The following is a 22,731-nucleotide window of genomic DNA, read 5'->3' on the forward strand; positions in this document are numbered from 1 at the left end:
CCTGCCCTCCTCTCCTGCTATGCTTAGCTGATTGTTTAATGCATAGCAGGAGTCTTCATGAAAACCACGCAGTTAGGCAACACCGACCTTCAGGTTTCCCGTCTCTGCCTCGGCTGTATGACGTTTGGCGAACCGGATCGCGGTCGTCACGCCTGGACGCTGCCGGAAGAGAGCAGCCGTCCGCTGATCCGTCAGGCGCTGGAAGCGGGCATCAACTTTTTCGATACCGCGAACAGCTATTCCGACGGCAGCAGTGAAGAGATTGTCGGCCGCGCGCTGAAAGAGTTTGCGCGGCGCGAGGATGTTGTGGTTGCCACCAAGGTTTACTTCCCGCTCAGCAACCTGTCGCAGGGTCTGTCGCGTAAAAATATTATGCAGTCGATCGACGACAGCCTGCAGCGTCTGGATATGGAGTATGTCGACCTGCTGCAAATTCACCGCTGGGATTATGAGACGCCGCTGGAAGAGACGCTGGAAGCGCTGAGCGACGTGGTAAAAGCGGGTAAAGCGCGTTATATCGGCGCCTCTTCCATGTACGCCTGGCAGTTCGCTAAAGCGGTATACACGCAGCGCCAGCATGGCTGGGCGCAGTTCGTCAGCATGCAGGATCAGTACAACCTGATTCAGCGTGAAGAGGAGCGTGAGATGCATCCCCTTTGTCTGGCGGAGAATATCGCCGTGTTGCCCTGGAGCCCGCTGGCGCGCGGCAGGCTGACGCGTCCCTGGGGCGAAACCACGGCGCGTTCAGCATCAGATGAGTTCGGCAAAACCCTCTACAGCGCCACGGAAGAGAACGATGCGGCTATCGCACAGCGCGTAGAGGCGATTGCCGCGCAGAAAGGTGTTAGCCGCGCGCAGGTCGCGCTCGCCTGGCTGTTGCATAAGCCCGCCGTTACCGCGCCGATTATCGGGGCGTCGCGCGCCGAGCAGTTAGCGGATCTTGTGAAAGCGGTTGAGGTCACGCTGAGCGCGGAAGAGATTGCCGAGCTGGAGTCGGTCTATCAGCCTCACCCGGTGGTGGGATTCGAATAAGGTTCTTTTCAGGCCGCACGACACTGGCGGAAGCGGGTGGCGTGGGCAGAAGAGCAAAGCGTCCCGCGCCAGGGATGGCGCGGGACGAGCGAGCATGGATGCCTGGAGCGACTTTGCGATCGGCCCACGCCACCCGCATGGGCACGTTATATCAGCCTGTCAGAATCCCAGCCAGCGCCCCGCCGCATAGAGCAGCGCCGCTGAGATCACGCCGGCGATAATATCATCCACCATAATCCCCATGCCGCCGTGAACGTTGCGGTCGAACCAGCGGATCGGCCAGGGCTTCCACATATCGAAAATGCGGAATATGACAAAACCGGCCAGCACCCACTGCCAGGTATGCGCCGGGATCGCCATCAGCGTAATCCACATGCCGATAAACTCATCCCAGACAATGCTGCCGTGATCGTGCACGCCCATATCTTTGGCGGTACGGTGACAAAGATATACGCCAAGACTGATCCCCAGCAGCACGATCAGCGAGTAGAGATCCTGCGGCAGCCGCGCCATCAGCCACCAGAAAGGGATCGCCGCCAGCGATCCCATCGTGCCTGGCACAAAAGGGCTTAATCCGCTGCCAAAACCGGTGGCGAGCAGATGCCAGGGATTGCCCATGCGCAGACGGCTTTTCGCCACATCCTTATTTAGCGTCAAAATGATCAAATCCCTTATGACTGAAGGTAACCGGTTTGCCATCCTCCAGCAGCGTCAGCCCTTCTGCTTCCGGCATCAGCTGCCCGATACAGGTAAAGGGCACGCCAAGATGGCCCAGCGCGACGTCGAGCGCGCCGCGGTTTATCTCCGGTACGGTAAAGCAAAGCTCATAATCCTCGCCGCCGCTCAGCGCCCAGCGCTGCACCTGCTCAGGCTCAAAGTGGTCGCGCAGCGCAGATGACAGCGGTAGCGCGTCAAGATTAAGCCGCGCGCCGCAGCCGCTCGCCTTGAGAATATGGCCGAGGTCGGAAATCAGCCCGTCGGAAATATCGATTGCCGCCGAGGCGAGCGAGCGCAGCGCCTGTCCCTGCAGGATGCGCGGCATCGGCCGCAGATGGCGCTTAATCAGCACTTCATGCACCGCCGGATCGTCAATGCGGCGATGATGCTGTAGCAGCGCCAGACCCGCCGCGCTGTCGCCCAGCGTGCCGGTCACGTAGATCCAGTCGCCCGGCTTCGCGCCTGAACGTTTCAGCGCGCGCCCCTGCGGTACCAGGCCGTGAATGCCAAGCGTCAGGCTCAGCGGACCGCGCGTGGTATCGCCGCCTACCAGCTGCATATCGTAATACTCCAGTAGCTCGAACAGGCTTTCGCTGAAGGCTTTCAGCCATGCCTCGTTGACCTCCGGCAGCGTCAGCGCCAGGGTCAGCCACGCCGGATCGGCGCCCATTGCCGCCAGATCGCTGAGATTAACCGCCAGCGCTTTATAGCCGAGATCGGCAGGATGGATATCGCGTAAAAAGTGGACGCCCGCCACCAGCGTATCGGTGCTGATCGCCAGCGTCTGTTTCTCCGGCACGCTCATCAGCGCGCAGTCGTCGCCGATGCCGGTTTCGACATCCCGGCGGCTGCGGGTTCTGCGATTGAAATAGCGTGCGATGAGTTCGAATTCGCCACAGGACATGATTGCGTTCCGCTTACTGATGAAAAAAGGCCAGCAAGCTGGCCTTTTCTTTATTTGCGATTGGGTCTGATTTGTGGAGCGGCTTTATCCAGCACGCCGTTGACGAACTTATGGCTGTCTTCAGCGCCAAACACTTTCGCCAGCTCGATACCTTCGTTGATGGCCACTTTATAGGGCACATCATCGCGCTTGCTCAGTTCATACAGCGAAATACGCAGGATTGCTTTTTCTACCTGGCCTAGCTCTTCCAGCTGGCGCGACAGGTAAGGTTTCATCAGCCCATCCAGATACGCGCTGTTGGTCGCCACACCGGACAGCAGTTCGCGGAAATAGGTAATGTCGACGTCTTTGACGTCTTGTTCCGCCAGAAACTGGTATTCCACATCGGCAATGTCGTTTTTAGACAACTGCCAGGAGTAGAGCGCCTGGACAGCGCACTCGCGGGCGCGGCGACGAGCAGCAGGTTTCACAAAATTCCCCTTACAAAAATCAGGCTTTGATGGCTTTCAATACGTTAATCATTTCGAGTGCGGTCAGGGCCGCTTCGGCGCCTTTGTTACCCGCTTTGGTACCGGCACGCTCAATAGCCTGCTCGATATTTTCCGTGGTCAGCACGCCGAACGTTACCGGGATTTCGCTGGTCATCGCGACATTAGCGATGCCGGAGCTGGCTTCGCCGGCGACATATTCAAAGTGAGCGGTGCCGCCGCGAATAACGGTGCCCAGCGCCACAATGGCGTCGTGCTTGCCGCTGTTCGCCAGCGCGCGGGCTGCCAGCGGCAGTTCGTACGCGCCTGGAACCCAGACGACGGTGATGTTTTCATCTTTCACCTGACCGATACGCTTCAGGGCATCGATCGCGCCGTCCAGCAGGCTGTCGTTGATGAAGTTGTTAAAACGCGCGATGACGATGGCAACATTGGCCTCAGGCGTGGCAACAGCAGCTTCGATAACTTTCATACTTATCCTTTCAGGGTTTTGTTATGGCCCCGCAGGGGGGCGGATTCTATCACACTCTTTGGCGGCGTGCTCTCGCTTTTCCGCCGCCGTCAGCGCGGCGTCAGCGTCAGGCGGAGATCGGGGCCGACCTGGCGCACGTCGCAGAATGAAAAGGCTGGCGCATCAGCCAGATGCTGCAGGCCAGGCAGCTGGCACAGGCCGCGCGCGGCGTCGCCGAGCAGCGTTGGTGCCAGATAGATAATCAGCTCATCCACCACGCCCGCCTGCAGCAGCGCGCCAGCCAGCGACGCGCCCGCTTCGACCCACAGGCTATTCACCTGTCGTTTGCCGAGCAGCATCATCAGCGCCACCAGATCGAGCTGCTCGCCGCGCCGCGGCACAGCAATCTGCGTCACGCTCTCCGGCCAGGGCTGCTCGTCAGGCGCGGCGCGCATCAGCCAGGTTTCGCCCGGCTGCGTAATCAGTTTATGCTGCGGCGTGACCCGGTTGCGGCTGTCCACCACCACGCGCAGCGGCTGGCGCAGCGCAGCTTCGTTCAGCAGCGAACGCGACTCTTCATCCAGCTCTGGCCAGCGCACCGTCAGCGAAGGATTGTCCGCCAGTACGGTGGCGCTGCTGCTGAGAATAGCGGAGCTTTGCGCGCGCAGACGCTGCACGTCGCGACGCGCGGCGGCCGAGGTAATCCACTGGCTTTCGCCGCTCGCCATGGCGGTACGGCCATCCAGCGAGGCGCCGAGCTTGAGCTGAACAAAAGGAAAACCGGTACGCATACGCTTCAGGAAGCCGCGATTCAGCGCCTCCGCTTCCGCCATCATCAGGCCGTGGCTCACCGCGATGCCCGCCTGCTGCAGGCGGTAGAGGCCGCGCCCGGCGACCTGCGGATTGGGATCCTGCATCGCCGCGACCACGCGACTGACGCCGGCGGCGATCAAGGCGTCGCAGCAGGGCGGCGTGCGGCCGTGATGGCTGCAAGGCTCGAGCGTAACGTAAGCGGTCGCGCCGCGCGCCCTGTCGCCCGCCATGCGCAGCGCGTGCACTTCGGCGTGCGGCTCACCGGCGCGCTGATGCCATCCTTCGCCGACTATCTCGCCGTCGCGCACGATAACGCAGCCCACGTTGGGATTAGGCGTCGTCGTGAAACGTCCGCGCCGCGCCAGCTCCAGCGCGCGCGCCATATAGCGTTCATCAGTCATGGTTAATCCTGTAACTTCGCGATCTCCGCGCCGAAATCGCGAATATCTTCAAAGCTGCGGTAGACCGAGGCGAAACGGATATAGGCGACCTTATCCAGCTTTTTCAGCTCGTCCATCACCAGATTGCCGATCAGCTTGCTGGGAATTTCCCGCTCGCCGGTGGCGCGCAGCTGGGTTTTGATATGGTTTACCGCGCTTTCGACCGCATCGGCGCTCACCGGACGCTTCTCCAGCGCCTTCATCATGCCGCTGCTGAGCTTGTCTTCGTTAAAGGGTTCGCGCACGTCATTGCTTTTCACTACCCGCGGCATCACCAGTTCCGCCACTTCGAAGGTGGTGAAACGCTCATGGCACACCAGACACTGCCGGCGACGCCGCACAGACGATCCTTCGCTGACCAGACGGGAATCAATGACTTTCGTGTCCACAGCAGAGCAAAATGGGCAGTGCATGACGGTTCCTGACGCTAAATAAATGGGCCACACAGTGTAGCGCGAATGGCAAGTCAACAAAATGTATAAGCGTGCCTTTCCACTTTTGCCTTTCGGCAGGAGACGTAGCGAGAAAATGTCTATGCTTAATGATGTCGTCAGAAAGGCGGCTTACACCACGACAATCTGGAGGATATATGGGTTTGTTTAACTTTGTGAAAGAGGCAGGCGAAAAACTGTGGGACGCAGTGTCCAGCCATGATGACGCCAGCAAAAAGCTGAAGGAGCACATCGACAAACTGGGCTTACCGGACAGCGACAAAGTGAACGTGGCGGTAAACGGCGACACCGTAACGGTGAGCGGCGACGGCATTTCTCAAGAGCTGAAAGAGAAAATTTTGGTGGCGGCCGGTAACGTTGCGGGCATCACCAAAGTCGACGACCAGGTTAAAACAACCGACAACGCGCCGGAAGCGGAGCTCTACACCGTGAAAAAAGGCGACACGCTGAGCGCGATCTCAAAGACCGTTTATGGCAACGCCAACGAATACAACAAAATTTTCGAAGCCAATAAACCGATGCTGACGCATCCTGATAAAATCTATCCAGGCCAGGTATTACGTATTCCTAAATAACGGAAAAGGAACGCTTTATGATCAGGACGGTTTGGGCGCCGCTGGCGTGTACGATAGCGCTGTTAAGCGGCTGTAGCTCGACGCCTACCAGCCCAAAAGTGAATCAGCTGCATCAGGAAGTGAGCCAGCTGAATCAGCAGATGCGCCACCTGACGAATCAGGCGAGCGCTATCGAAATCCAGGGGCAGCTTAACAGCAACTCGACGCAGGGTGCCTGGCTGGTGCCGCAGGCTAACACGCCGGTGGAGCTGCAAACCCAGCTCGGCAAGCTGCGTCTCTCGCTGACGCGCCTTGCCGCGGAAGCCAACGGCTCACGCGCCAACCTCACCATTAGCGCGGCAGAGAGTCAGGCCGTTCCGGCGCTGCATGCGCGCGTGGTGTGGGGCGAGCGAGACCCGGCGACGGGTAAACCGCTGGAGGCGAGCAGCCTGAGCCAGACTATCGAAGTGCCCTCCACGCTGCTGCCGCGCGCCTCAGTAACGGTGCCGCTGCGTCTGAGCGGCTTCGCGCCGGATCAGCTCGGCTTTGTGCGCGTGCATGACGTGGTTGGCGACGCCCCTGCCGTTCCTACCGCGCAGTAAAGAGAAGCGGACGAAGAGGGGAAAACAAAGCCGCGCCTGCGCGAGCGAGCCCCCTTCCCTCCCCTAAACAAAACGGGCTGCCAGATGGCAGCCCGTTTTTTATCACGCTCGCGCGTTACGGCATGATTGAAGGCTGATCCGCGCCCTCTTTCTCTACCTTCTGCACCAGCATATGTTCGCGCTTCATGCCCAGCTTCAGCGCCAGCGCGGAAGAGACATAAATCGACGAAATGGTACCGATGGTGACGCCGATCAGCATCGTCAGCGAGAAGCCTTTCAGCAGCGCGCCGCCAAAGATGAACAGGATCAGGATCATCGCCAGCGTGGTCAGCGAGGTGATCAGGGTACGGCTCAGCGTCTGGGTCAGCGACACGTTGGTGATATCGTAAGAAGAGCCGCGACGGATCTTGCGGAAGTTCTCACGAATACGGTCGGACACCACGATTTTATCGTTGAGCGAGTAGCCGATCACCGACATCAGCGAGGCGACGATCGTCAGATCGATCTCGATATGTGCCAGCGACAGAATGCCGCAGGTGATGATCACGTCATGCGCCAGCGCCAGTACGGTGCCGAGCGCCAGACGCCACTCAAAACGGAAGCCGATATAGATCAGAATCGCAATCAGCGCCGACAGCAGCGCCATCGCGCCCGCCTGCGCCAGGTCGCTGCCCACGCTCGGGCCGACGAACTCAATGCGTTTCACCGTCGCGTTCTGCTGGGTGGTCTGATTGATGATGGTAATGATCTTGTTGCCCAGCTCCTGCCCAGCCGGGCCGTCCATGGGCGCCATGCGCACCATCACGTCACGGCTGCTGCCGAAGTTCTGCACGATAGGATCGGCATAACCCGCTTTTTCCAGCCCGTCACGCAGCGTATCCAGCTCTGCGGGTTTCTCCAGCGCGATCTCGATCACCGTACCGCCGGTAAAATCGAGACCCCAGTTGAAACCGCGCACTGAGACCATGGCGACAGACGCCACGATCAGCAGGCCGGAGATAATAAACGCCAGCGTGTCCCAGCGCATAAAGTCGACGACTTTACGCCCGTGGTTCAGCTGTTCAATATTGTATTCCTGTGCCACAACGCACTCCTCAGATAGACAGCTTGTTGATGCGTTTGCCGCCGTACACCAGGTTCACGATGGCGCGCGTTCCAACGATCGCGGTAAACATCGAGGTGGCGATACCAATAGCGGTGGTAATCGCAAAGCCTTTAATTGAACCCGTACCAACGGCATACAGGATGATGACCTTGATCAGCGTCGTTACGTTAGCGTCGACGATACTGGAGAAGGCGCCTTTATAGCCTTCGTGAATCGCCTGCTGCACGGAACGCCCGTTTCTCAGCTCTTCCTTAATACGCTCGTTAATCAGTACGTTCGCATCCACCGCAACCGCCAGCGTCAGCACGATACCGGCGATACCCGGCATGGTAAGCGTGGCGCCCGGCAGCAGCGACATGATGCCGACAATCAGCACCAGGTTGCACAGCAGCGCGCTGGTGGCGATCAGGCCGAACTTCTTATAGAACACCACCATAAACAGAATGGAGGCGATCAGGCCCCACAGGCAGGCTTCAAGCCCCTGCGTGATATTCTGCGCGCCCATGGTCGGGCCGATGGTGCGCTCTTCCACAATCTGAATCGGCGCAATCAGCGCGCCCGCACGCAGCAGCAGCGAGAGCTGGCGCGCTTCGTTCGGGTTGTTGATGCCGGTGATGCGGAAGCTGTTGCCAAGGCGAGACTGGATATTGGCGACGTTAATCACCTCTTCCTGCTTCACCAGCACCGCGCGGCCGTTGGCGTCTTTCTTACCGCTGTCTTTATACTCCACGAACAGGGTCGCCATCGGCTTGCCGATATTGTCCTTGGTGAAGTTAGACATGATATTGCCGCCCGCGCCGTCCAGCGAGATATTCACCTGCGGCTGGTTGTACTCATCCATGCTGGACGTTGAGTCGGTGATATGGTCACCGGTCAGGATCACGCGCTTGTAGAGCACAACCGGCTGGCCTTCACGCGTCTGTTTCACTTCCGAGTCACCCGGCACACGGCCGTTGGCGGCGGCAGTCGGATCGGCGGTGGTATTAACCAGACGGAACTCCAGGGTAGCGGTGGCGCCGAGGATCTCTTTGGCGCGCGCGGTATCCTGGATACCCGGCAGTTCAACCACGATACGGTCAGTTCCCTGACGCTGCACCAGCGGTTCGGCGACGCCGAGCTGGTTAACGCGGTTACGCAGGATGGTGATGTTCTGCTGAACGGCGTACTCGCGCGCTTCGCTGAGGCGCGCATCGCTCATCACCGCACGCAGCGCGTCGCTGCCGCTGGAAGAGATCACCAGGTCGCGATGGCGAGCGGTCAGCCAGTTAATCGCCTCATCACGGCTGTTGCCGTCGCGGAAACGGATTTCCACGCCGTAGTTGGCGAGTTTATTGACGTTGGTATAGGGGATATTCTTTTCGCGCAGGTCGCTGCGCAGGCTGTCGGCATTCTGCTCCTGCAGCTTGCCCAGCGCGGTGTCCATATCCACTTCCATCAGGAAGTGCACGCCGCCGCGCAGATCCAGACCGAGCTTCATCGGTTCAGCCGCCAGCAGGCTCAGCCAGCGCGGCGTAGCCGGCGCGAGGTTAAGCGCGACGACGTAGTTTTCGCCAAGCTTATTCATAATCGCTTCACGGGCGCGCAGCTGCACATCCGTATTAGCGAAGCGTGCCAGGATGGCGCCGTTTTCCAGCGCGAGGGATTTGCTCTGGATATTCTCTTGTTTTAACAGGTTCTGAATCTGATCCAGCGTTTGCTCACTGGCGGCGGCGCCGCGCGCGCCAGTGACCTGAACAGCCGGATCCTCACCATACAGGTTGGGAAGTGCATAGAGCAGGCCGACAAGAATGACGACGACCAGCATCACGTACTTCCACAAAGGATAACGATTTAACACGGCAGTTCCCTTAGGGAAGTAAATATTAGAGCGCCTTCATCGTACCTTTCGGCAGGACGGCAGCCACGAAATCACGTTTGATAACCACTTCGTTGGTCTCGTTCAGGGCGATAGAAACATAGCCCGTGTCGGAAACCTTGGTCACGCGGCCTACCAGGCCACCGCTGGTCAGCACTTCGTCACCTTTGGAGATAGATTCCATCAGCTTTTTGTGCTCTTTCGCACGCTTCTGCTGCGGACGCAGGATCATGAAGTAAAAAATCAGGCCAAACACCACCAGCATGATCACCAGAGAATACGGACTTCCCTGCGACGGTGCACCTGCGGCTGCCACAGCGTCAGAAATGAAAAAGCTCATTTAATTTCCCTCATTAATAGAATTATCAGACGTTTAACGGCGGAACCGCTTTGCCCGTCCGTTGGTAGAACTCGCTAACAAAGCGCTCCAATTTACCCTCTTCGATAGCCTGGCGTAAACCCGCCATCAGGCGCTGGTAGTAGCGCAGGTTATGAATGGTATTCAGGCGCGCGCCGAGTATTTCGTTACAGCGATCAAGATGATGCAAGTAGGCGCGGCTGTAATTGCGACAGGTGTAGCAATCACACTCCGCATCCAGCGGCGAGGTGTCGTCTTTATGCTTCGCGTTACGGATTTTCACCACGCCGTCGGTGACAAACAGATGGCCGTTGCGCGCGTTGCGCGTCGGCATCACGCAGTCGAACATATCTATGCCGCGACGTACGCCTTCCACCAGATCTTCCGGCTTGCCGACGCCCATCAGGTAACGAGGTTTATCGTGCGGGATCTGGGGACAAACGTGCTCCAGGATGCGATGCATGTCCTCTTTCGGCTCACCCACCGCCAGGCCGCCCACAGCGTACCCATCAAAGCCAATCTCTACCAGACCTTTGACCGAGACATCACGTAAATCTTCGTAAACAGAACCCTGGATAATGCCGAACAGCGCGTTCTTGTTGCCCAGGCTGTCGAAGCGGTCGCGGCTGCGTTTTGCCCAGCGCAGCGACATCTCCATAGAGCGTTTCGCGTAGTCCCAGTCCGCCGGGTATGGCGTACACTCATCGAAGATCATCACGATATCCGATCCCAGATCGAACTGAATCTCCATCGACTTTTCAGGATCGAGGAAGATCGGATCGCCGTTGATCGGGTTACGGAAGTGCACGCCCGCTTCGGTGATCTTACGAATATCGCCGAGGCTGAAGACCTGGAAGCCGCCGGAGTCGGTCAGGATCGGGCCTTTCCACTGCATAAAGTCGTGCAGGTCGCCGTGCAGCTTCATGATCTCCTGGCCGGGACGCAGCCAGAGATGAAAGGTATTGCCGAGAATAATCTGCGCGCCGGTCTCCTGTACCTCTTCCGGCGTCATGCCTTTAACCGTACCGTAGGTGCCCACCGGCATAAACGCCGGGGTTTCCACCACGCCGCGATCGAAAATCAGACGGCCACGGCGCGCGCGCCCGTCGGTAGTGTCGAGTTCAAACTTCACAAAGCCTCCATCAGAGAAACAGTCTGATGCGATGGTTAAACAAGCAGTTTACGGCGCAGCCATAAACCGGACGTCATCAGGCGCCGACTTTCTCGTGCGGTGCCTGCGGATTCTTAGTAATAAACATGGCGTCGCCATAGCTGAAGAAGCGATAGGCTTCGGCGACGGCAGCCCGATAGGCCGCCATAGTATGCTGATACCCGGCGAACGCCGACACCAGCATAATCAGGGTGGATTCCGGCAGGTGGAAATTGGTGATCAGCGCGTCGATCACCTGATATTCGTAGCCCGGATAGATAAAAATCTGCGTGTCGTCGAAGAAGGGCGCAATCAGCGCCGCTTTGCTCGCCTGCGCGGCGCTCTCCAGCGAGCGCACCGACGTGGTGCCAACGGCGACCACTTTATTGCCGCGCGCTTTGCACGCCAGCACCGCGTCAACCACCTCCTGCGGCACCTCAGCATATTCGGAATGCATCACATGCTCTTCAATGCTGTCGACGCGCACCGGCTGGAAGGTTCCCGCGCCAACGTGCAGCGTGACGAACGCCATCTCTACGCCCTTCTCGCGCAGCGCGGCCAGCAAAGGCTCGTCGAAATGCAGACCGGCGGTCGGTGCCGCCACCGCGCCAGGACGCGCGCTGTAGACGGTCTGGTAAAGCTCGCGGTCCGCCTCTTCATCAGGACGATCGATATAGGGCGGCAGCGGCATATGACCGACGCTGTTGAGGATATCCAGCACCGCGCGGTCGTCTTCGAAGGCGATCTCAAACAGCGTATCGTGGCGCGCCACCATGGTTGCTTTAACGCTTTCATCATCGCCAAGCAGCAGCTGCGCGCCGGGCTTAGGCGCTTTGGAGGCGCGTACGTGCGCCAGCACGCGCTTATCGTCCAGCATGCGCTCCACCAGCATTTCGATTTTGCCGCCGCTCGCTTTACGGCCATAGACGCGCGCCGGGATCACCCGCGTATTGTTGAACACCAGCAGATCGCCGGGATTCAGCTTCTCCAGCACGTCGGTAAACACTCCGTGTGTCAGCTGCCCGCTCGGACCGTCCAGCGACAGCAAGCGACAACCGCTACGCTGCGCCTGCGGATAGTGGGCGATTAAAGATTCAGGCAACTCAAAAGCAAAATCGGCGACACGCATGGCTAACTTCTTACTCAGGCATAAAAACAGGCGGCACAGTTTAGCGGAAAAGCGGCCAATTCTGAACAACTGGCTGCGCGTTCGCACTTCTGGCTATAATGCGGCATGAACTTTCTTGCTCATCTTCACCTCGCTCACCTCGCCGAAAGCTCGCTGCTCGGCAACCTGCTGGCGGATTTCGTGCGCGGAAATCCGCACGAACTGTGGCCGACGCCGGTCGCTGACGGCATTCTGATGCACCGCCGACTGGATGCGATGACCGACGCGCTGCCTGAAGTGCAGGAAGCGCGCCCGCTGTTTCGTCCGCAGACGCGTCGCGTCGCGCCCATTACGCTTGACGTGGTCTGGGATCACTTTCTCGCCCGCCACTGGGACCAAATCTGCCCCGACATGACGCTGACCGCCTTCTCGCGCTTTGCCGAACAGCGCGTCGTGCCGCAGCTGGCGGGCACGCCGGAAAGCTTCCAGGCGCTGAACGCGGTGATGTGGCGCGAACGCTGGTTTGAGCACTATGCCGAGCCGACGCGCATGGCGCGCGTGCTCAACGGCATGGCTCAGCGGCGGCCGCGCCTCGCCGCGCTGCGCGACTCTTATCAGGACTTCACCGATCACTACGCCCTGCTGGAAACGCTGTTTTTCCGCTTCTATCCGCGCCTGATGACGCTGGCGCGCAGCAAAACGCTCTGATCTTTTCCCGACTTGCCAGCACTTCGCATTTCCGGCTTAATGAAACCCTGCTTAACAATAGCGCGCTCCCGGCGCGTTATTTCCGGCCCGTGATCGATTCAGCCTGTGATAAATGATAAGAGGGAAAGGATGTCATCCGCTTCGCAAACCGAAACAGACGCACGTTACCACTATGCCTGTGAAATCGCCCGCGCGGCGGCCAGCCGCGCCTATGCATGGTATCAGCAGCGCCAGCAGCTGGTGGTGGAACACAAGCGGGATTTACAGGATGTTGTCAGCGAGGCGGATCGCAACGTTGAAGATCTGATTAAAACCCTTATCGCCGAACGTTTCCCGGACGATGCGGTGCTGGGTGAAGAGAGCGGCGGCGACGTCGAAGGCGCCCGCTGGGTATGGGTCGTTGACCCTATTGACGGCACCGCCTGCTTCCTCAACGGCCTGCATAACTGGTGCGTCTCGCTTGCCGTACTGTGCGACGGCGAAGCGCTAATCGGCGTCGTCTGCGATCCAAACCATCAGGAGCTGTTTCACGCTCGCGCGGGTCGCGGCGCCTGGGTCAACGAGACGCGCCTGCAGGCGCATGGCGCGCAGCACCTCAGCGAGGGCGTGCTGGGGTTAAGCAACTCCAGCCGCGCGTCGGCTGCTCAAACCGCCGGTTTCATTCAGGCCCTGCTTGAACAGGGCGGCATGTTCGTACGCATCGGCTCCGGCGCGCTCACCACCGCCTGGGCGGCCGCGGGCCGTTTGATCGGCTACTACGAAGCGCATATGAATCCCTGGGACAGCCTGCCGGGTATCGTGCTGATGCGCGAAGCGGGCGGCGTTACCAACGACTATCTGGCCAACAACGGCCTGAAAAACGGTAATCCGGTGCTGCTCGCTAACCCGGCCATCTATGCGCAAGTTAACGCGCTGCTCGGCGCTGCTGCCGTTAAGCAAGGGTAATCGCGCCTTCGTCTGAGACGCGGCTGGCAGGCCGCGTCGTTACCCTGCCCCGTCACGCGTTAATTCCGCCATTATCTCACTGTAACGCCTCTTATCTGTCGCGCATTTATCCATAACCTTCCCTACACCATTTTTTTAGCGCCACTACGGACTTTTCTATATTCACCCTCCGCATGATTTCATCGCCTTTTTTTCGCTTAACATAGTGGCGTCAATCATCCCTTTATCATTATTTATTTTGTTATTTGCTTATTTCGGCGACTGGATTCGCCGATTTCTTTATGGGCTGCGCCAGCGCATCAGCGGTATTCACTACCTTTGCCGATACTCGGGGAACCCAATAATGAAAACCCATTTACCCGCGGATTATCGCGCGGATATTGATGGCCTGCGCGCCATAGCGATCCTGATGGTTGTGCTGTTCCACGCAGGCGTCAGCACCCTGCCGGGCGGCTATACGGGCGTCGACATCGCCTTTGTTATTTCAGGCTTTCTTATCGGCTCTCTTCTCAGCCGCGACATCGCCTCCGGCCAGTTTTCACTCTTTCAGTTCGCTGTGCGACGTATTCGACGCATTGCGCCTGCCCTGATGACCATGCTGTTCAGCCTGCTCTTTATCGGCTATTTCCTGCTCTCGCCGCTGGAATATAGCCAGCTGGCGAAATACAGCTTTGCCCTGTTTCTCTCGGTGCCCAATATTATTCTGCTAAAAGGCGCGGATTATTTCAGCGCCCCGGCAGATTTAAATCCGCTGCTGACAACCTGGTCGCTCGGCATTGAAGAGCAGTTCTATATTGCGCTGCCGATCATAATGCTGCTGGCGGCCAGAGCGCGCATCCCGATGTTCGTCGCGGTGGCGCTGCTGAGCCTGTTGTCGCTGGCGGGCTGCATCTGGCTGACGCCGCAAGAAAGCTCGCAGGCCTTCTATCTGCTGCCGACGCGCGGCTGGGAGCTGGGCGCCGGGGTGCTGCTGGCGCTGTGGAAGCCGAAACCCGTCGGCGGCGGCTGGGCCAGCCTCTTTACCCTCGCCGGGCTGGCGCTCATCGCCTTCTGCGCCCTGAGGCTGAATAAAAGCGACGCGTTTCCCGGCTATCAGGCGCTGCTGCCGGTGCTGGGGGCGTGCCTGATTATTATGGCGCGCGGCGCGCTCAGCCGTCTGGCGCTGGAAAACGCGCCGATGCGCTTTATCGGCAAACTCTCCTACTCCTGGTATCTGTGGCACTGGCCGCTGCTGGCGCTGGCGCGTATCTGCAGCGACGGACCGGTCAGCGTCAACCAGGGGCTGAGCATCAGCGCGATGGCGCTGGGGATCGCCTGGCTGACCTGGCGCTATGTCGAACAGCCCTTTCGCCGCCCGGCCAGCGCGCCGCGCCTCGTCATTCCTGCCTACAGCCTGATCTCGCTCGCCGCTGCCGCCGCGATGGTGGGCGTATGGAGCAGCGGTGGCCTCCCCTGGCGCGTTAACGACAAAGTGATCAGCGGCGAAACCTACAAAATTGACGCCCAGGCGAATCCCTGCCTGCTTGATACCGGCCCCAATCTGCCCTCGACGGATAAACGCTGTCAGCCGCAGACCTCGCGTCCCGGCATCGCGCTGGCAGGCGACAGCCATGCGGCGGCGATGCGCAGCGCCGTGGCACGCTACGCAGAAGCGCAGCATAAGCCGCTCTACCAGTTCACTAAAGTCGCCTGTCCGCTGCTGGCGGCGGGCGTTACGCGCGCGCTTTACCAGCAGCCGGCGCACGCCAGCCAGTGCGCGGCGTTCAATGAGGCGGTAATGAAAGAATTATTAAGCGACCGCATCGATGAAGTCGTGATCGCCGCCTCCTGGGCGTCAGGTATCGAAACCCTGCCCGGCGCTGGCTACCGCGATCTCACTCATCCCGACAAGGACAACCTCAGCGCCCTGAACCAGGGCATGGGCGGGGTCATTGCCCAGCTGCGCCAGGCGGGCAAAAAAGTGGTGCTGATTGAGGAGGCGCCATCGCTCGCTCTCGACCCTCTGCGCTACAGCAACAACCGCAATATGCCGCTGCGCCGCGAACTGAGCCAGTGGCTAAGCGACTGGAAACCTCTGCCGACGCAGAACGCGCGCACCAGGCTCTATTCACTGCCGGAAGCGGATTTGACGCGGCTGCTGCGCAGCTATGAGCAGCGCGACGTGCGCGTGGTGTCGTTACAGGAGAATCTTTGCAATCGCAGCGGCTGTCTGGTGACCTGGCAGGGTCTGCCGCTCTATTACGACGATAACCATCTGAGCCCGCAGGGGGTGGAAATTGCGCTGGGCAGCCGCTGGTAGGTGGGCTGACAGAGAAGTCATAACGCTCCGAGCGCCAGAAAGGTTAAGGGGGGCATCGCCCCCCTCTGATTATGCAGTCTTGCGTACCAGCTTATAGCCCGCCAGCAGCAGCACAATCCACACCACACCCACATAGAGCGAAATGCGCGTATCCGGGAAGTAGCCGATCAGCGCGATGATAAAGCCCAGGAACAACACGCCGAACAAAGATGTCCAGATGCCGCCCGGTACGGCAAACCGCAGCTGGCTCGCCGCCTCTTTGCCAATCTTACGGCGGAAGGCGATCTGCGACAGCAGGATCATAATCCACACCCAGACGGTAGCGAAGGTCGCCAGCGAGGCGATAACCAGAAAGACCTTTTCCGGCATCAGGTAGTTGAGATAGACCGCCACCAGCATCGCCGCCATCATCACCACCACCGTTACCCAGGGAATGCCGCGCGCTGAGACCTTCATAAAGACTTTCGGCGCATGGCCCTGCTGCGCCATACCATGCAGCATGCGGCCTACGCCGAACACGTCGCTGTTAATCGCCGACAGCGAGGCCGTCAACACCACGAAATTCAGGATAGAAGCGGCCGCCGCGATCCCCAGATGCTGGAAGGTCAGCACGAAAGGCGAGCCGCTGGTACCGACCTGATTCCACGGATAGATAGACATAATCACAAACAGGGTGCCGACGTAAAACACCAGAATACGCATCGGCACCGAGTTAATCGCGCGCGGAATCGACTGCGCCGGATCTTTGGCTTCGCCAGCGGTGATGCCGATAATTTCGATGCCGCCGTAGGCGAACATCACCATTTGCAGCGACAGCAGCATGCCAACCACGCCGTGTGCAAAGAAGCCGCCGTTGCTCCACAGGTTATGAATGCCTGTCGGCTGGCCGCCGTTGCCGATGCCCCAGAAAATCATGGCGAAACCGGCAATAATCATCACGACAATGGTGGCGACCTTAAAGAAAGAGAACCAGAACTCAACTTCGCCAAAGACCTTCACGCTCATCAGATTGACGGCGCCGATAATCAGCACCACGCTCAGCACCCATATCCAGTGCGGCACGTCCGGGAACCAGACGCCCATATAGATGCCGAAGGCGGTAACGTCGGCAATGGCAACGATCAGGATTTCAAAGCAGTAGGTCCAGCCGGTGATGTAGCCCGCCAGCGGCCCAAGATAATCCTGCGCATAGCGCGAGAAAGAGCTGGCCTGCGGGTTGTTCACCGACATCTCGCCGAGGGCGCGCATGATGATATACGCCACCGCGCCGCCGATAATATAGGCGAGCAGCACGCTTGGTCCCGCCATTTTGATGGCATCCGCCGACCCGTAGAACAGTCCGGTGCCAATCGCCGATCCCAGCGCCATAAAACGGATGTGGCGCGTGCTCAGTCCGCGTTTGAGCTTGTTGGTTTCTTGCATAACAACCTGTACCTGTGAAAAGAAAAACCACGGGCAAGCCCGTGGTCGGAGAAAACAGCAGTGGCGGTTACGAGTGAACGCTAACCTGCTCGCGTCCTTTCACGCGATCCACAATCGCCGCAATCAGCAGCATCACCAGCGCGGGCGGCAGCCAGGCGAGTCCCTGGTCCGCCAGCGGCAGCTGCTGGCAGAACGCGGGCAGCATATCTTTAAAGCTGGTGGTTTTCACCCCGTCGATGATGCCGAAGATCAGGCTGACCAGCATGGTCGGCGCAATCAGGCGGCTGCTCTTGTTCCACCAGTTAAGGGTGAAACTCAGCACAACCAGCACAATGCAAGGCGGATAGATCGCCGTCAGCACCGGAATCGAAATCTGAATCAGATGGCTCAGGCCGAGGTTCGACACCACCATCGAGAACAGACCCAGAATAAAGACCAGTGCTTTATACGACAACGGCAGGTGTTGCGCAAAAAATTCCGCACAGGCGCAGGTCAGGCCGACCGCCGTCACCATGCAGGCGACGAAAATCAGCGCCGCAAGGAAGAAGCTGCCCATGCCGCCGAAGGTCTGCTGCACGTAAGCGTGCAGGATCGCCGCGCCGTTCGCGCTCTGCGCCACCAGCGCGCCGCTGCCGTTGCCGAGCTTAAACAGGCTGAGGTAGACCAGCGTCAGGCCGACGCCTGCGATAAGTCCCGCCATCACGGTGTAGCGCGTCAGCAGGCTGGCGCTCTCAACGCCGCGCGAACGCGCCGCATTGACGATAACGATGCCGAACACCAGCGCGCCAAGGGTATCCATAGTGAGATAACCGTTAACGAAGCCGCTGGAGAAGGCAGCACGCTGATAATCTTCGGTGGCAGGCGCGATGGTACCCGCCGGCCAGATCAGCGCCGCAACGCCGAGCACCGTCAGCGCCACGATTTTCAGCGGCGCAAGGAAGTGGCCCACGGTATCCAGCAGCTTACCCGGATAGAGCGAAATGGCGATCACCAGCGCAAAGTAGATAAGGCTGTAAATGAACAGCGGCAGCGCGCCGTCGCCGGTCAGCGGAGCGATGCCCACTTCAAATGAGACGGTCGCAGTACGCGGCGTGGCGAACAGCGGGCCGACTGCCAGATAGCAGACGGTCGCCAGCACCAGGCCTGCGGCCTTGCCGATAGGTGAACTGAGCGCGTCAATGCCGCCGCCGACGCGCGCCAGCGCGATAACGGTCATGACCGGCAGGCCAACAGCGGTGAGCAGGAAACCAATGGCAGCGGTCCAGACGTGTTCGCCTGACTGAATACCGACCATCGGCGGGAAAATAATGTTACCCGCGCCAACAAACAGGGCGAACGTCATGAAGCCCAGCGCGAGGATATCCTTCGAGGTTAAGCGGTGTGTCATACAACTGTATAGCCTGTTACGAGTGTTGCGGTGGAAGTTGGGTTTCTGTTGTCCCCAAACCGCGCAATGACAACGATTTAGCGCACGATGCCAGAGCATTGTGCTTGCTGTAATCGAATCGCGCAGGTGATTTAAGCTGCTTTTGTTCTGTTCACAAGGGGGATGATGCGACAACGGCCGTTAGTAGAACGTTTATAGCGGAGAAAGGCAATACGGGATCGGAAAACCGGGAGGTTATGGCGGAAAACAGGATAAAAGTAGTGGAAACCGCGGTTATATCACCACAGGGCATCAGATGATGTGCTTATTTTTACCGCAGCGCGTGAGAAATTTCAGCATTGACGCCCGTAGTCATGCACAAAAGGCGCGTATTACGCGCCTGTTTGCACAATTTTACAGCGTTACCACACCTGACCGGCGATATCGACCACCAGGCGGATCTTCGCCCACTGCTGCTCTTCGCTCAGGCTGTTGCCCTCTTCGGTCGAGGCGAAGCCGCACTGCGGGCTAAGGCAGATCTGATCCAGGCTGACAAACTTCGCCGCTTCCTGCAGGCGCGCTTTCACCTGCTCCGGATCTTCCAGCTCGCCGTTTTTAGTGGTCACCAGACCCAGCACCACTTTCTGATGGCCCGGCTTGATAAAGCGCAGTGGCTCAAAGCCGCCGGAGCGCTCGTTATCATACTCCAGGAAGAAAGCGTCGATATTCACGCCGCCGAACAGGATCTCCGCTACCGGCTCATAGCCGCCTTCGGAAATCCAGGTGGAGCGGAAGTTGCCGCGACAGACATGCAGGCCCACGGTCAGATCGGCAGGCTTGCCCTCCAGCACCTTGTTAAGCACGCGGGCATAGGTATGCGCCAACTGCTCAGGCTCGTCGCCGCGCTCGCGGATCTGACGCTTCTGATCTTCCGAACAGAGATAGGCCCAGACGGTATCATCCAGCTGCAGATAGCGGCAGCCCGCATCGTAAAAAGCTTTAATCGCCGTTTTATAGGTTTCGGCCAGATCGTCAAAGTAGTCTGCCAGATCGGGATAAACGGTCTCGTCGATCACCTTACGGCCGCCGCGGAAGTGCAGCACACTCGGGCTGGGAATGGTCATCTTCGGCACCGCATTGCCTGCGATACTTTGCAGGAAACGGAAATGCTGCAGCATCGGGTGATCGCGAAAGCCCAGCTTGCCCACCACACGCACGCCGTGTGCTTTGGTCTGCACGCCGTTAAACTGAATGCCCTGCTCAGCTTCGAACAGCTCAACGCCCTCCAGCCCGCCGAAAAAGTCGAAGTGCCACCAGGCGCGGCGGAATTCACCGTCGGTCACCACCTGCAAACCGTTGGCGATCTGCTTAGTGACGACGTCGCGAATCGCTTCGTCTTCGACACGGGTCAGCTCGGTTTTATCGATCTGCCCAGCGGCATATTGCTCGCGCGCATTTTTAATCGCGGCGGGACGCAGGAAGCTGCCGACGGTATCGGCGCGGAAGGGGGCGGTCTGTACGGTCATCTTCACTCCTGGCACCCTGACCGTTAATTACGGCAGGGAATAATTACGCTAAGTTATGTGCAGCCATCTGGATTGCTAAACGTCTGGAAACAGAGTGACATGAGCGCGGTTCATCTGCAACAGAAGAAATTTCAGCGGTGATGAAAAAAATTCATGTTAGCGTTCACTGCGCCTCAATCGCCGCCAGTGCCTGCGCGCGCTGCGCCGCCGATAACGGCAGATAGCCCGCCTCGCTGACTCGCTGCTGCCCCTGCGGCGAGAGCACCTGATGCAAAAAGGCATTCACCAGCGGCGGCAAGGGTTTGCCAGGGGGTTTATTAACGTAGATATAGAGCGGACGCGCCCAGGGATAGCGCCCGCTGCGAATAGAGTCGGCGTCCGGCGCGACCGCCGCGCCCTGCGCATCGACCACGGCGAGCATCTTCACGCCGCTGAGATGAAAGCCGAAACTGGCGTAGCCGATGCTGCGCGGATTGGCGGCGACCGCCTGTACCACGGCCGCTGAGCCGGGAAACTCCGCCACGTCAGAACGAAAGTCGCCGTTGCACAGCGCCTGCTGTTTAAAGAATCCCCAGGTCCCGGAAGCGGAATTGCGCCCGTAGCGCTGGATTGGTCGGCGCGCCCAGTCGGGCTGGCGCTCGCCCATCACGCCCCAGCGCGTTGGCACCTGAGTCGCGCCGCACAGGCGCGTCACGGAAAAAATAGCGTCCAGCTGGCGCATATCGATCTGCGTCAGCGGGTTGCGCTGATTGACCACCACCACCAGCGCGTCGAGCGCCACCGGTACGGCGAGAGGCGCATAGCCGTAGCGCGCCTGAAAGGTTTGTCGCTCTTCCGCCTGCATGGGACGGCTCATCGGGCCTAGCTGCGCGGCGCCCGCCGCCAGCGCGGTCGGCGCGGTGGAAGAGCCGGAGGCCTGCACCTGCAAATTTACGCCCGGCGCCAGCGCACTGAAATCCTCGCTCCACAGCATCATCAGCGTGCCCAGCGTGTCTGAGCCAACGCTGCTGAGGTTGCCGGTCAGCATTTCGGGCTGCGGCGCCGCCAGCGTTATCGCGGGCATAAAAAGTGAAAGCAACAGCAGCAAGGCGCGCATGAAAGATTCCATTAACGGTTAATGGACGGCATTCTCCTGCAATCCCGCGCTGACGATCAACCTCGACGGCAGCGTAAAGGTAAAACAGGTCTCTTTATCGGGAATGCTGGTGATCTCCAGCCGCGCGTTATGGTGGCTGAGGGCGTGCTTGACGATCGCCAGTCCCAGCCCGCTGCCGCCGGTGGCGCGCGAGCGCGCCTTATCCACGCGGTAGAAGCGCTCCGTCAGGCGCGGCAGATGCTCAGCCGGAATGCCAGGCCCGTTGTCGCACACCTTGAACTGCGCGCCCTGCCGGTTGCGCAGCCAGCTGATGTCGATGCGGGTGCCTTCCGGCGTATGGTTCACCGCGTTATAGACCAGGTTAGAGATGGCGCTGCGCAGCTGATCGTCATCGCCGAGCACCTTGAGATGCGGATCGGTATGAAAATGGATCTCGTGGCGGCCGCTGCTTAACGTCTCCGCTTCGCGCTGCAGCAGATGCAGCATCATCGGCACGTCCACCGTCTCTTTCATATCGATCGCCGGCGCGGCCTCAATACGCGACAGCGTCAGCAGCTGGCGCACCAGGCTGTCCATCCGGCGCGTCTGCTCCTGCATGGTCTGCAGCGCCTTGCCGCGCGAGCGCTCGTTCATTACCGAGTCGTTCATCATCTCCAGATAGCCCTGCAGCACCGTCAGCGGCGTGCGCAGCTCATGGCTGACGTTGGCGAAGAAGTTGCGGCGCGCCCCCTCCAGCTGGTGCATCTGCGTGACGTCACGCGCCACCATCAGCCACTGCCCTTCGCTATAGGGCATAACGCGGAACTCCATATGGTGCTGGTTATTCAGGATTAAGGTGAGCGGCTTATTGAAATCGCGCTGGCGGATGTAGCGGGAGAATTCGGGATAGCGCAGCAGGTTAAGGATGTTCTGCCCGTTATCTTCCGGCCAGCGCAAGCCGAGATGCTGCTGCGCCAGCCCGTTGCACCAGAAAATGGTGCCCTCTTCCGTGGTCAGCACCACCGCGTCGGGCAGCGTCTCGGCGCCGCTGCGAAAGCGCTTAATCAGATTGCCCAGCTCGCGCCGCCGCCGCCGGTTGCGCAGCTGCATCTGATAAAGGCCGTAAAACAGCGGCTCCCAGCTCGCCTGGCCCGTTGGGGGCGTCATGGTACGATCCACCCACAGCCAGTGCGACAGGCGCATCAGATTGTGAAAGTGCCACAGCAGCACCGACAGGGCGCTAATCAGCAGTAGCCAGGGCAGATAACCGAAAATCAGCCCAATAATCAGCGCGGGCAGAGACGCCAGCGCCAGCTCAGAGAGCAATCTCTTCCAGGAGAGTCGTTCCAGCACGGTTAAGA

Annotated in this window: 22 protein-coding genes; 6 read left to right on the plus strand and 16 right to left on the minus strand. The window is 59.6% G+C overall.

From position 1 onward, the window contains the following. Positions 1-57 precede the first annotated feature (57 nt). Entirely contained in the window at positions 58-1,032 is a 975-nt protein-coding gene (locus tag MHZ89_RS05230) for an aldo/keto reductase (protein WP_311782102.1), read from the plus strand. 159 nt (positions 1,033-1,191) lie between these two features. On the opposite strand, the gene pgpA is transcribed toward MHZ89_RS05230, so the two are convergent. From pgpA to nrdR, 6 genes are all read right to left on the minus strand, one after another. Next, positions 1,192-1,731 carry a phosphatidylglycerophosphatase A gene (gene pgpA, locus MHZ89_RS05235; RefSeq protein WP_371315516.1) on the minus strand — a complete coding sequence of 180 codons (540 nt, stop codon included), beginning with the start codon at positions 1,729-1,731 and terminating at the stop codon, positions 1,192-1,194. After that, positions 1,676-2,653, minus strand: a complete 978-nt coding sequence (gene thiL, locus MHZ89_RS05240) for a thiamine-phosphate kinase (protein ID WP_311782103.1) — start codon at positions 2,651-2,653, stop codon at positions 1,676-1,678. Before thiL ends, pgpA begins: the two co-directional genes overlap by 56 nt. A 50-nt stretch (positions 2,654-2,703) precedes the next feature. Continuing rightward, the gene (nusB, locus tag MHZ89_RS05245; RefSeq protein ID WP_120451267.1) at positions 2,704-3,123 is read right to left on the minus strand and encodes a transcription antitermination factor NusB; all 420 of its coding nucleotides are present in this window, start codon (positions 3,121-3,123) and stop codon (positions 2,704-2,706) included. Positions 3,124-3,142: 19 nt separating this feature from the next. Then, the gene (gene ribE, locus MHZ89_RS05250; protein ID WP_103795113.1) at positions 3,143-3,613 is read right to left on the minus strand and encodes a 6,7-dimethyl-8-ribityllumazine synthase; all 471 of its coding nucleotides are present in this window, start codon (positions 3,611-3,613) and stop codon (positions 3,143-3,145) included. Positions 3,614-3,702: 89 nt separating this feature from the next. Then, positions 3,703-4,806: a bifunctional diaminohydroxyphosphoribosylaminopyrimidine deaminase/5-amino-6-(5-phosphoribosylamino)uracil reductase RibD gene (gene ribD / locus MHZ89_RS05255; RefSeq protein WP_311782104.1), complete on the minus strand. Its 1,104-nt coding sequence runs from the start codon at positions 4,804-4,806 to the stop codon at positions 3,703-3,705. A gap of 2 nt (positions 4,807-4,808) precedes the next feature. Then, a complete protein-coding gene (nrdR, locus tag MHZ89_RS05260; RefSeq protein WP_120451265.1) occupies positions 4,809-5,258 on the minus strand; it encodes a transcriptional regulator NrdR in 450 nt (149 codons plus the stop codon). Positions 5,259-5,434: 176 nt separating this feature from the next. On the opposite strand from nrdR, the gene lysM reads away from it, so the two are divergent. Both lysM and MHZ89_RS05270 read left to right on the plus strand, forming a co-directional pair. Further along, entirely contained in the window at positions 5,435-5,872 is a 438-nt protein-coding gene (gene lysM / locus MHZ89_RS05265) for a peptidoglycan-binding protein LysM (protein WP_311782105.1), read from the plus strand. A gap of 17 nt (positions 5,873-5,889) precedes the next feature. Continuing rightward, a complete protein-coding gene (locus MHZ89_RS05270; protein WP_311782106.1) occupies positions 5,890-6,453 on the plus strand; it encodes a DUF3251 domain-containing protein in 564 nt (187 codons plus the stop codon). Positions 6,454-6,568: 115 nt separating this feature from the next. Here MHZ89_RS05270 and secF read toward each other — a convergent pair whose 3' ends face one another. From secF to queA, 5 genes are all read right to left on the minus strand, one after another. Then, positions 6,569-7,537 (minus strand): protein translocase subunit SecF, encoded by a 969-nt coding sequence (gene secF, locus MHZ89_RS05275; RefSeq protein WP_120451262.1) that lies wholly within the window; start codon positions 7,535-7,537, stop codon positions 6,569-6,571. 10 nt (positions 7,538-7,547) lie between these two features. Further along, positions 7,548-9,395 (minus strand): protein translocase subunit SecD, encoded by a 1,848-nt coding sequence (secD, locus tag MHZ89_RS05280; RefSeq protein ID WP_311782107.1) that lies wholly within the window; start codon positions 9,393-9,395, stop codon positions 7,548-7,550. Positions 9,396-9,420: 25 nt separating this feature from the next. Further along, a complete protein-coding gene (gene yajC / locus MHZ89_RS05285; RefSeq protein WP_120451260.1) occupies positions 9,421-9,753 on the minus strand; it encodes a preprotein translocase subunit YajC in 333 nt (110 codons plus the stop codon). Positions 9,754-9,778: 25 nt separating this feature from the next. Continuing rightward, the gene (gene tgt, locus MHZ89_RS05290) at positions 9,779-10,903 is read right to left on the minus strand and encodes a tRNA guanosine(34) transglycosylase Tgt (protein WP_311782108.1); all 1,125 of its coding nucleotides are present in this window, start codon (positions 10,901-10,903) and stop codon (positions 9,779-9,781) included. A 76-nt stretch (positions 10,904-10,979) separates the two neighbouring features. After that, the gene (queA, locus tag MHZ89_RS05295; RefSeq protein ID WP_311782109.1) at positions 10,980-12,050 is read right to left on the minus strand and encodes a tRNA preQ1(34) S-adenosylmethionine ribosyltransferase-isomerase QueA; all 1,071 of its coding nucleotides are present in this window, start codon (positions 12,048-12,050) and stop codon (positions 10,980-10,982) included. Between the two features lie 105 nt (positions 12,051-12,155). Between queA and MHZ89_RS05300 the strand changes: the two genes are divergently transcribed. The 3 genes from MHZ89_RS05300 (at position 12,156) to MHZ89_RS05310 (ending at position 15,981) form a co-directional block, all read left to right on the plus strand. Beyond that, positions 12,156-12,737: an ACP phosphodiesterase gene (locus MHZ89_RS05300; RefSeq protein WP_311782110.1), complete on the plus strand. Its 582-nt coding sequence runs from the start codon at positions 12,156-12,158 to the stop codon at positions 12,735-12,737. A gap of 129 nt (positions 12,738-12,866) precedes the next feature. After that, positions 12,867-13,682: an inositol monophosphatase family protein gene (locus tag MHZ89_RS05305; RefSeq protein WP_311782111.1), complete on the plus strand. Its 816-nt coding sequence runs from the start codon at positions 12,867-12,869 to the stop codon at positions 13,680-13,682. 343 nt (positions 13,683-14,025) lie between these two features. Further along, the gene (locus tag MHZ89_RS05310) at positions 14,026-15,981 is read left to right on the plus strand and encodes an acyltransferase family protein (protein WP_311782112.1); all 1,956 of its coding nucleotides are present in this window, start codon (positions 14,026-14,028) and stop codon (positions 15,979-15,981) included. Between the two features lie 69 nt (positions 15,982-16,050). On the opposite strand, the gene proY is transcribed toward MHZ89_RS05310, so the two are convergent. From proY to phoR, 5 genes are all read right to left on the minus strand, one after another. After that, complete coding sequence (proY, locus tag MHZ89_RS05315; protein ID WP_311782113.1) at positions 16,051-17,403, minus strand: proline-specific permease ProY; 1,353 nt, start codon at positions 17,401-17,403, stop codon at positions 16,051-16,053. Positions 17,404-17,470: 67 nt separating this feature from the next. Further along, positions 17,471-18,790 (minus strand): branched-chain amino acid transporter carrier protein BrnQ, encoded by a 1,320-nt coding sequence (gene brnQ / locus MHZ89_RS05320; RefSeq protein WP_311782114.1) that lies wholly within the window; start codon positions 18,788-18,790, stop codon positions 17,471-17,473. Positions 18,791-19,191: 401 nt separating this feature from the next. Next, positions 19,192-20,295: a cobalamin-independent methionine synthase II family protein gene (locus MHZ89_RS05325; RefSeq protein WP_311782115.1), complete on the minus strand. Its 1,104-nt coding sequence runs from the start codon at positions 20,293-20,295 to the stop codon at positions 19,192-19,194. A 163-nt stretch (positions 20,296-20,458) separates the two neighbouring features. Next, positions 20,459-21,391 (minus strand): phosphate ABC transporter substrate-binding protein PstS family protein, encoded by a 933-nt coding sequence (locus MHZ89_RS05330; RefSeq protein WP_311782116.1) that lies wholly within the window; start codon positions 21,389-21,391, stop codon positions 20,459-20,461. A gap of 18 nt (positions 21,392-21,409) precedes the next feature. Beyond that, a complete protein-coding gene (phoR, locus tag MHZ89_RS05335; protein ID WP_311782117.1) occupies positions 21,410-22,723 on the minus strand; it encodes a phosphate regulon sensor histidine kinase PhoR in 1,314 nt (437 codons plus the stop codon). Positions 22,724-22,731 lie beyond the last annotated feature (8 nt).

It is taken from the genome of Pantoea sp. ACRSB (assembly GCF_022346905.1).
Lineage (GTDB): Bacteria > Pseudomonadota > Gammaproteobacteria > Enterobacterales > Enterobacteriaceae > Pantoea > Pantoea piersonii.

What these genes read in the sequence shown, in the direction of transcription:
- MHZ89_RS05230 (WP_311782102.1), top strand. Translation starts at nt 58, where the DNA reads ATGAAAACCACGCAGTTAGGCAACACCGACCTTCAGGTTTCCCGTCTC.
- pgpA (WP_371315516.1), bottom strand. Translation starts at nt 1,731, where the DNA reads ATGGCAAACCGGTTACCTTCAGTCATAAGGGATTTGATCATTTTGACG.
- lysM (WP_311782105.1), top strand. Translation starts at nt 5,435, where the DNA reads ATGGGTTTGTTTAACTTTGTGAAAGAGGCAGGCGAAAAACTGTGGGAC.
- ribE (WP_103795113.1), bottom strand. Translation starts at nt 3,613, where the DNA reads ATGAAAGTTATCGAAGCTGCTGTTGCCACGCCTGAGGCCAATGTTGCC.
- ribD (WP_311782104.1), bottom strand. Translation starts at nt 4,806, where the DNA reads ATGACTGATGAACGCTATATGGCGCGCGCGCTGGAGCTGGCGCGGCGC.
- MHZ89_RS05310 (WP_311782112.1), top strand. Translation starts at nt 14,026, where the DNA reads ATGAAAACCCATTTACCCGCGGATTATCGCGCGGATATTGATGGCCTG.
- MHZ89_RS05325 (WP_311782115.1), bottom strand. Translation starts at nt 20,295, where the DNA reads ATGACCGTACAGACCGCCCCCTTCCGCGCCGATACCGTCGGCAGCTTC.
- MHZ89_RS05300 (WP_311782110.1), top strand. Translation starts at nt 12,156, where the DNA reads ATGAACTTTCTTGCTCATCTTCACCTCGCTCACCTCGCCGAAAGCTCG.
- MHZ89_RS05305 (WP_311782111.1), top strand. Translation starts at nt 12,867, where the DNA reads ATGTCATCCGCTTCGCAAACCGAAACAGACGCACGTTACCACTATGCC.
- thiL (WP_311782103.1), bottom strand. Translation starts at nt 2,653, where the DNA reads ATGTCCTGTGGCGAATTCGAACTCATCGCACGCTATTTCAATCGCAGA.
- yajC (WP_120451260.1), bottom strand. Translation starts at nt 9,753, where the DNA reads ATGAGCTTTTTCATTTCTGACGCTGTGGCAGCCGCAGGTGCACCGTCG.
- brnQ (WP_311782114.1), bottom strand. Translation starts at nt 18,790, where the DNA reads ATGACACACCGCTTAACCTCGAAGGATATCCTCGCGCTGGGCTTCATG.
- queA (WP_311782109.1), bottom strand. Translation starts at nt 12,050, where the DNA reads ATGCGTGTCGCCGATTTTGCTTTTGAGTTGCCTGAATCTTTAATCGCC.
- proY (WP_311782113.1), bottom strand. Translation starts at nt 17,403, where the DNA reads ATGCAAGAAACCAACAAGCTCAAACGCGGACTGAGCACGCGCCACATC.
- nrdR (WP_120451265.1), bottom strand. Translation starts at nt 5,258, where the DNA reads ATGCACTGCCCATTTTGCTCTGCTGTGGACACGAAAGTCATTGATTCC.
- MHZ89_RS05270 (WP_311782106.1), top strand. Translation starts at nt 5,890, where the DNA reads ATGATCAGGACGGTTTGGGCGCCGCTGGCGTGTACGATAGCGCTGTTA.
- MHZ89_RS05330 (WP_311782116.1), bottom strand. Translation starts at nt 21,391, where the DNA reads ATGCGCGCCTTGCTGCTGTTGCTTTCACTTTTTATGCCCGCGATAACG.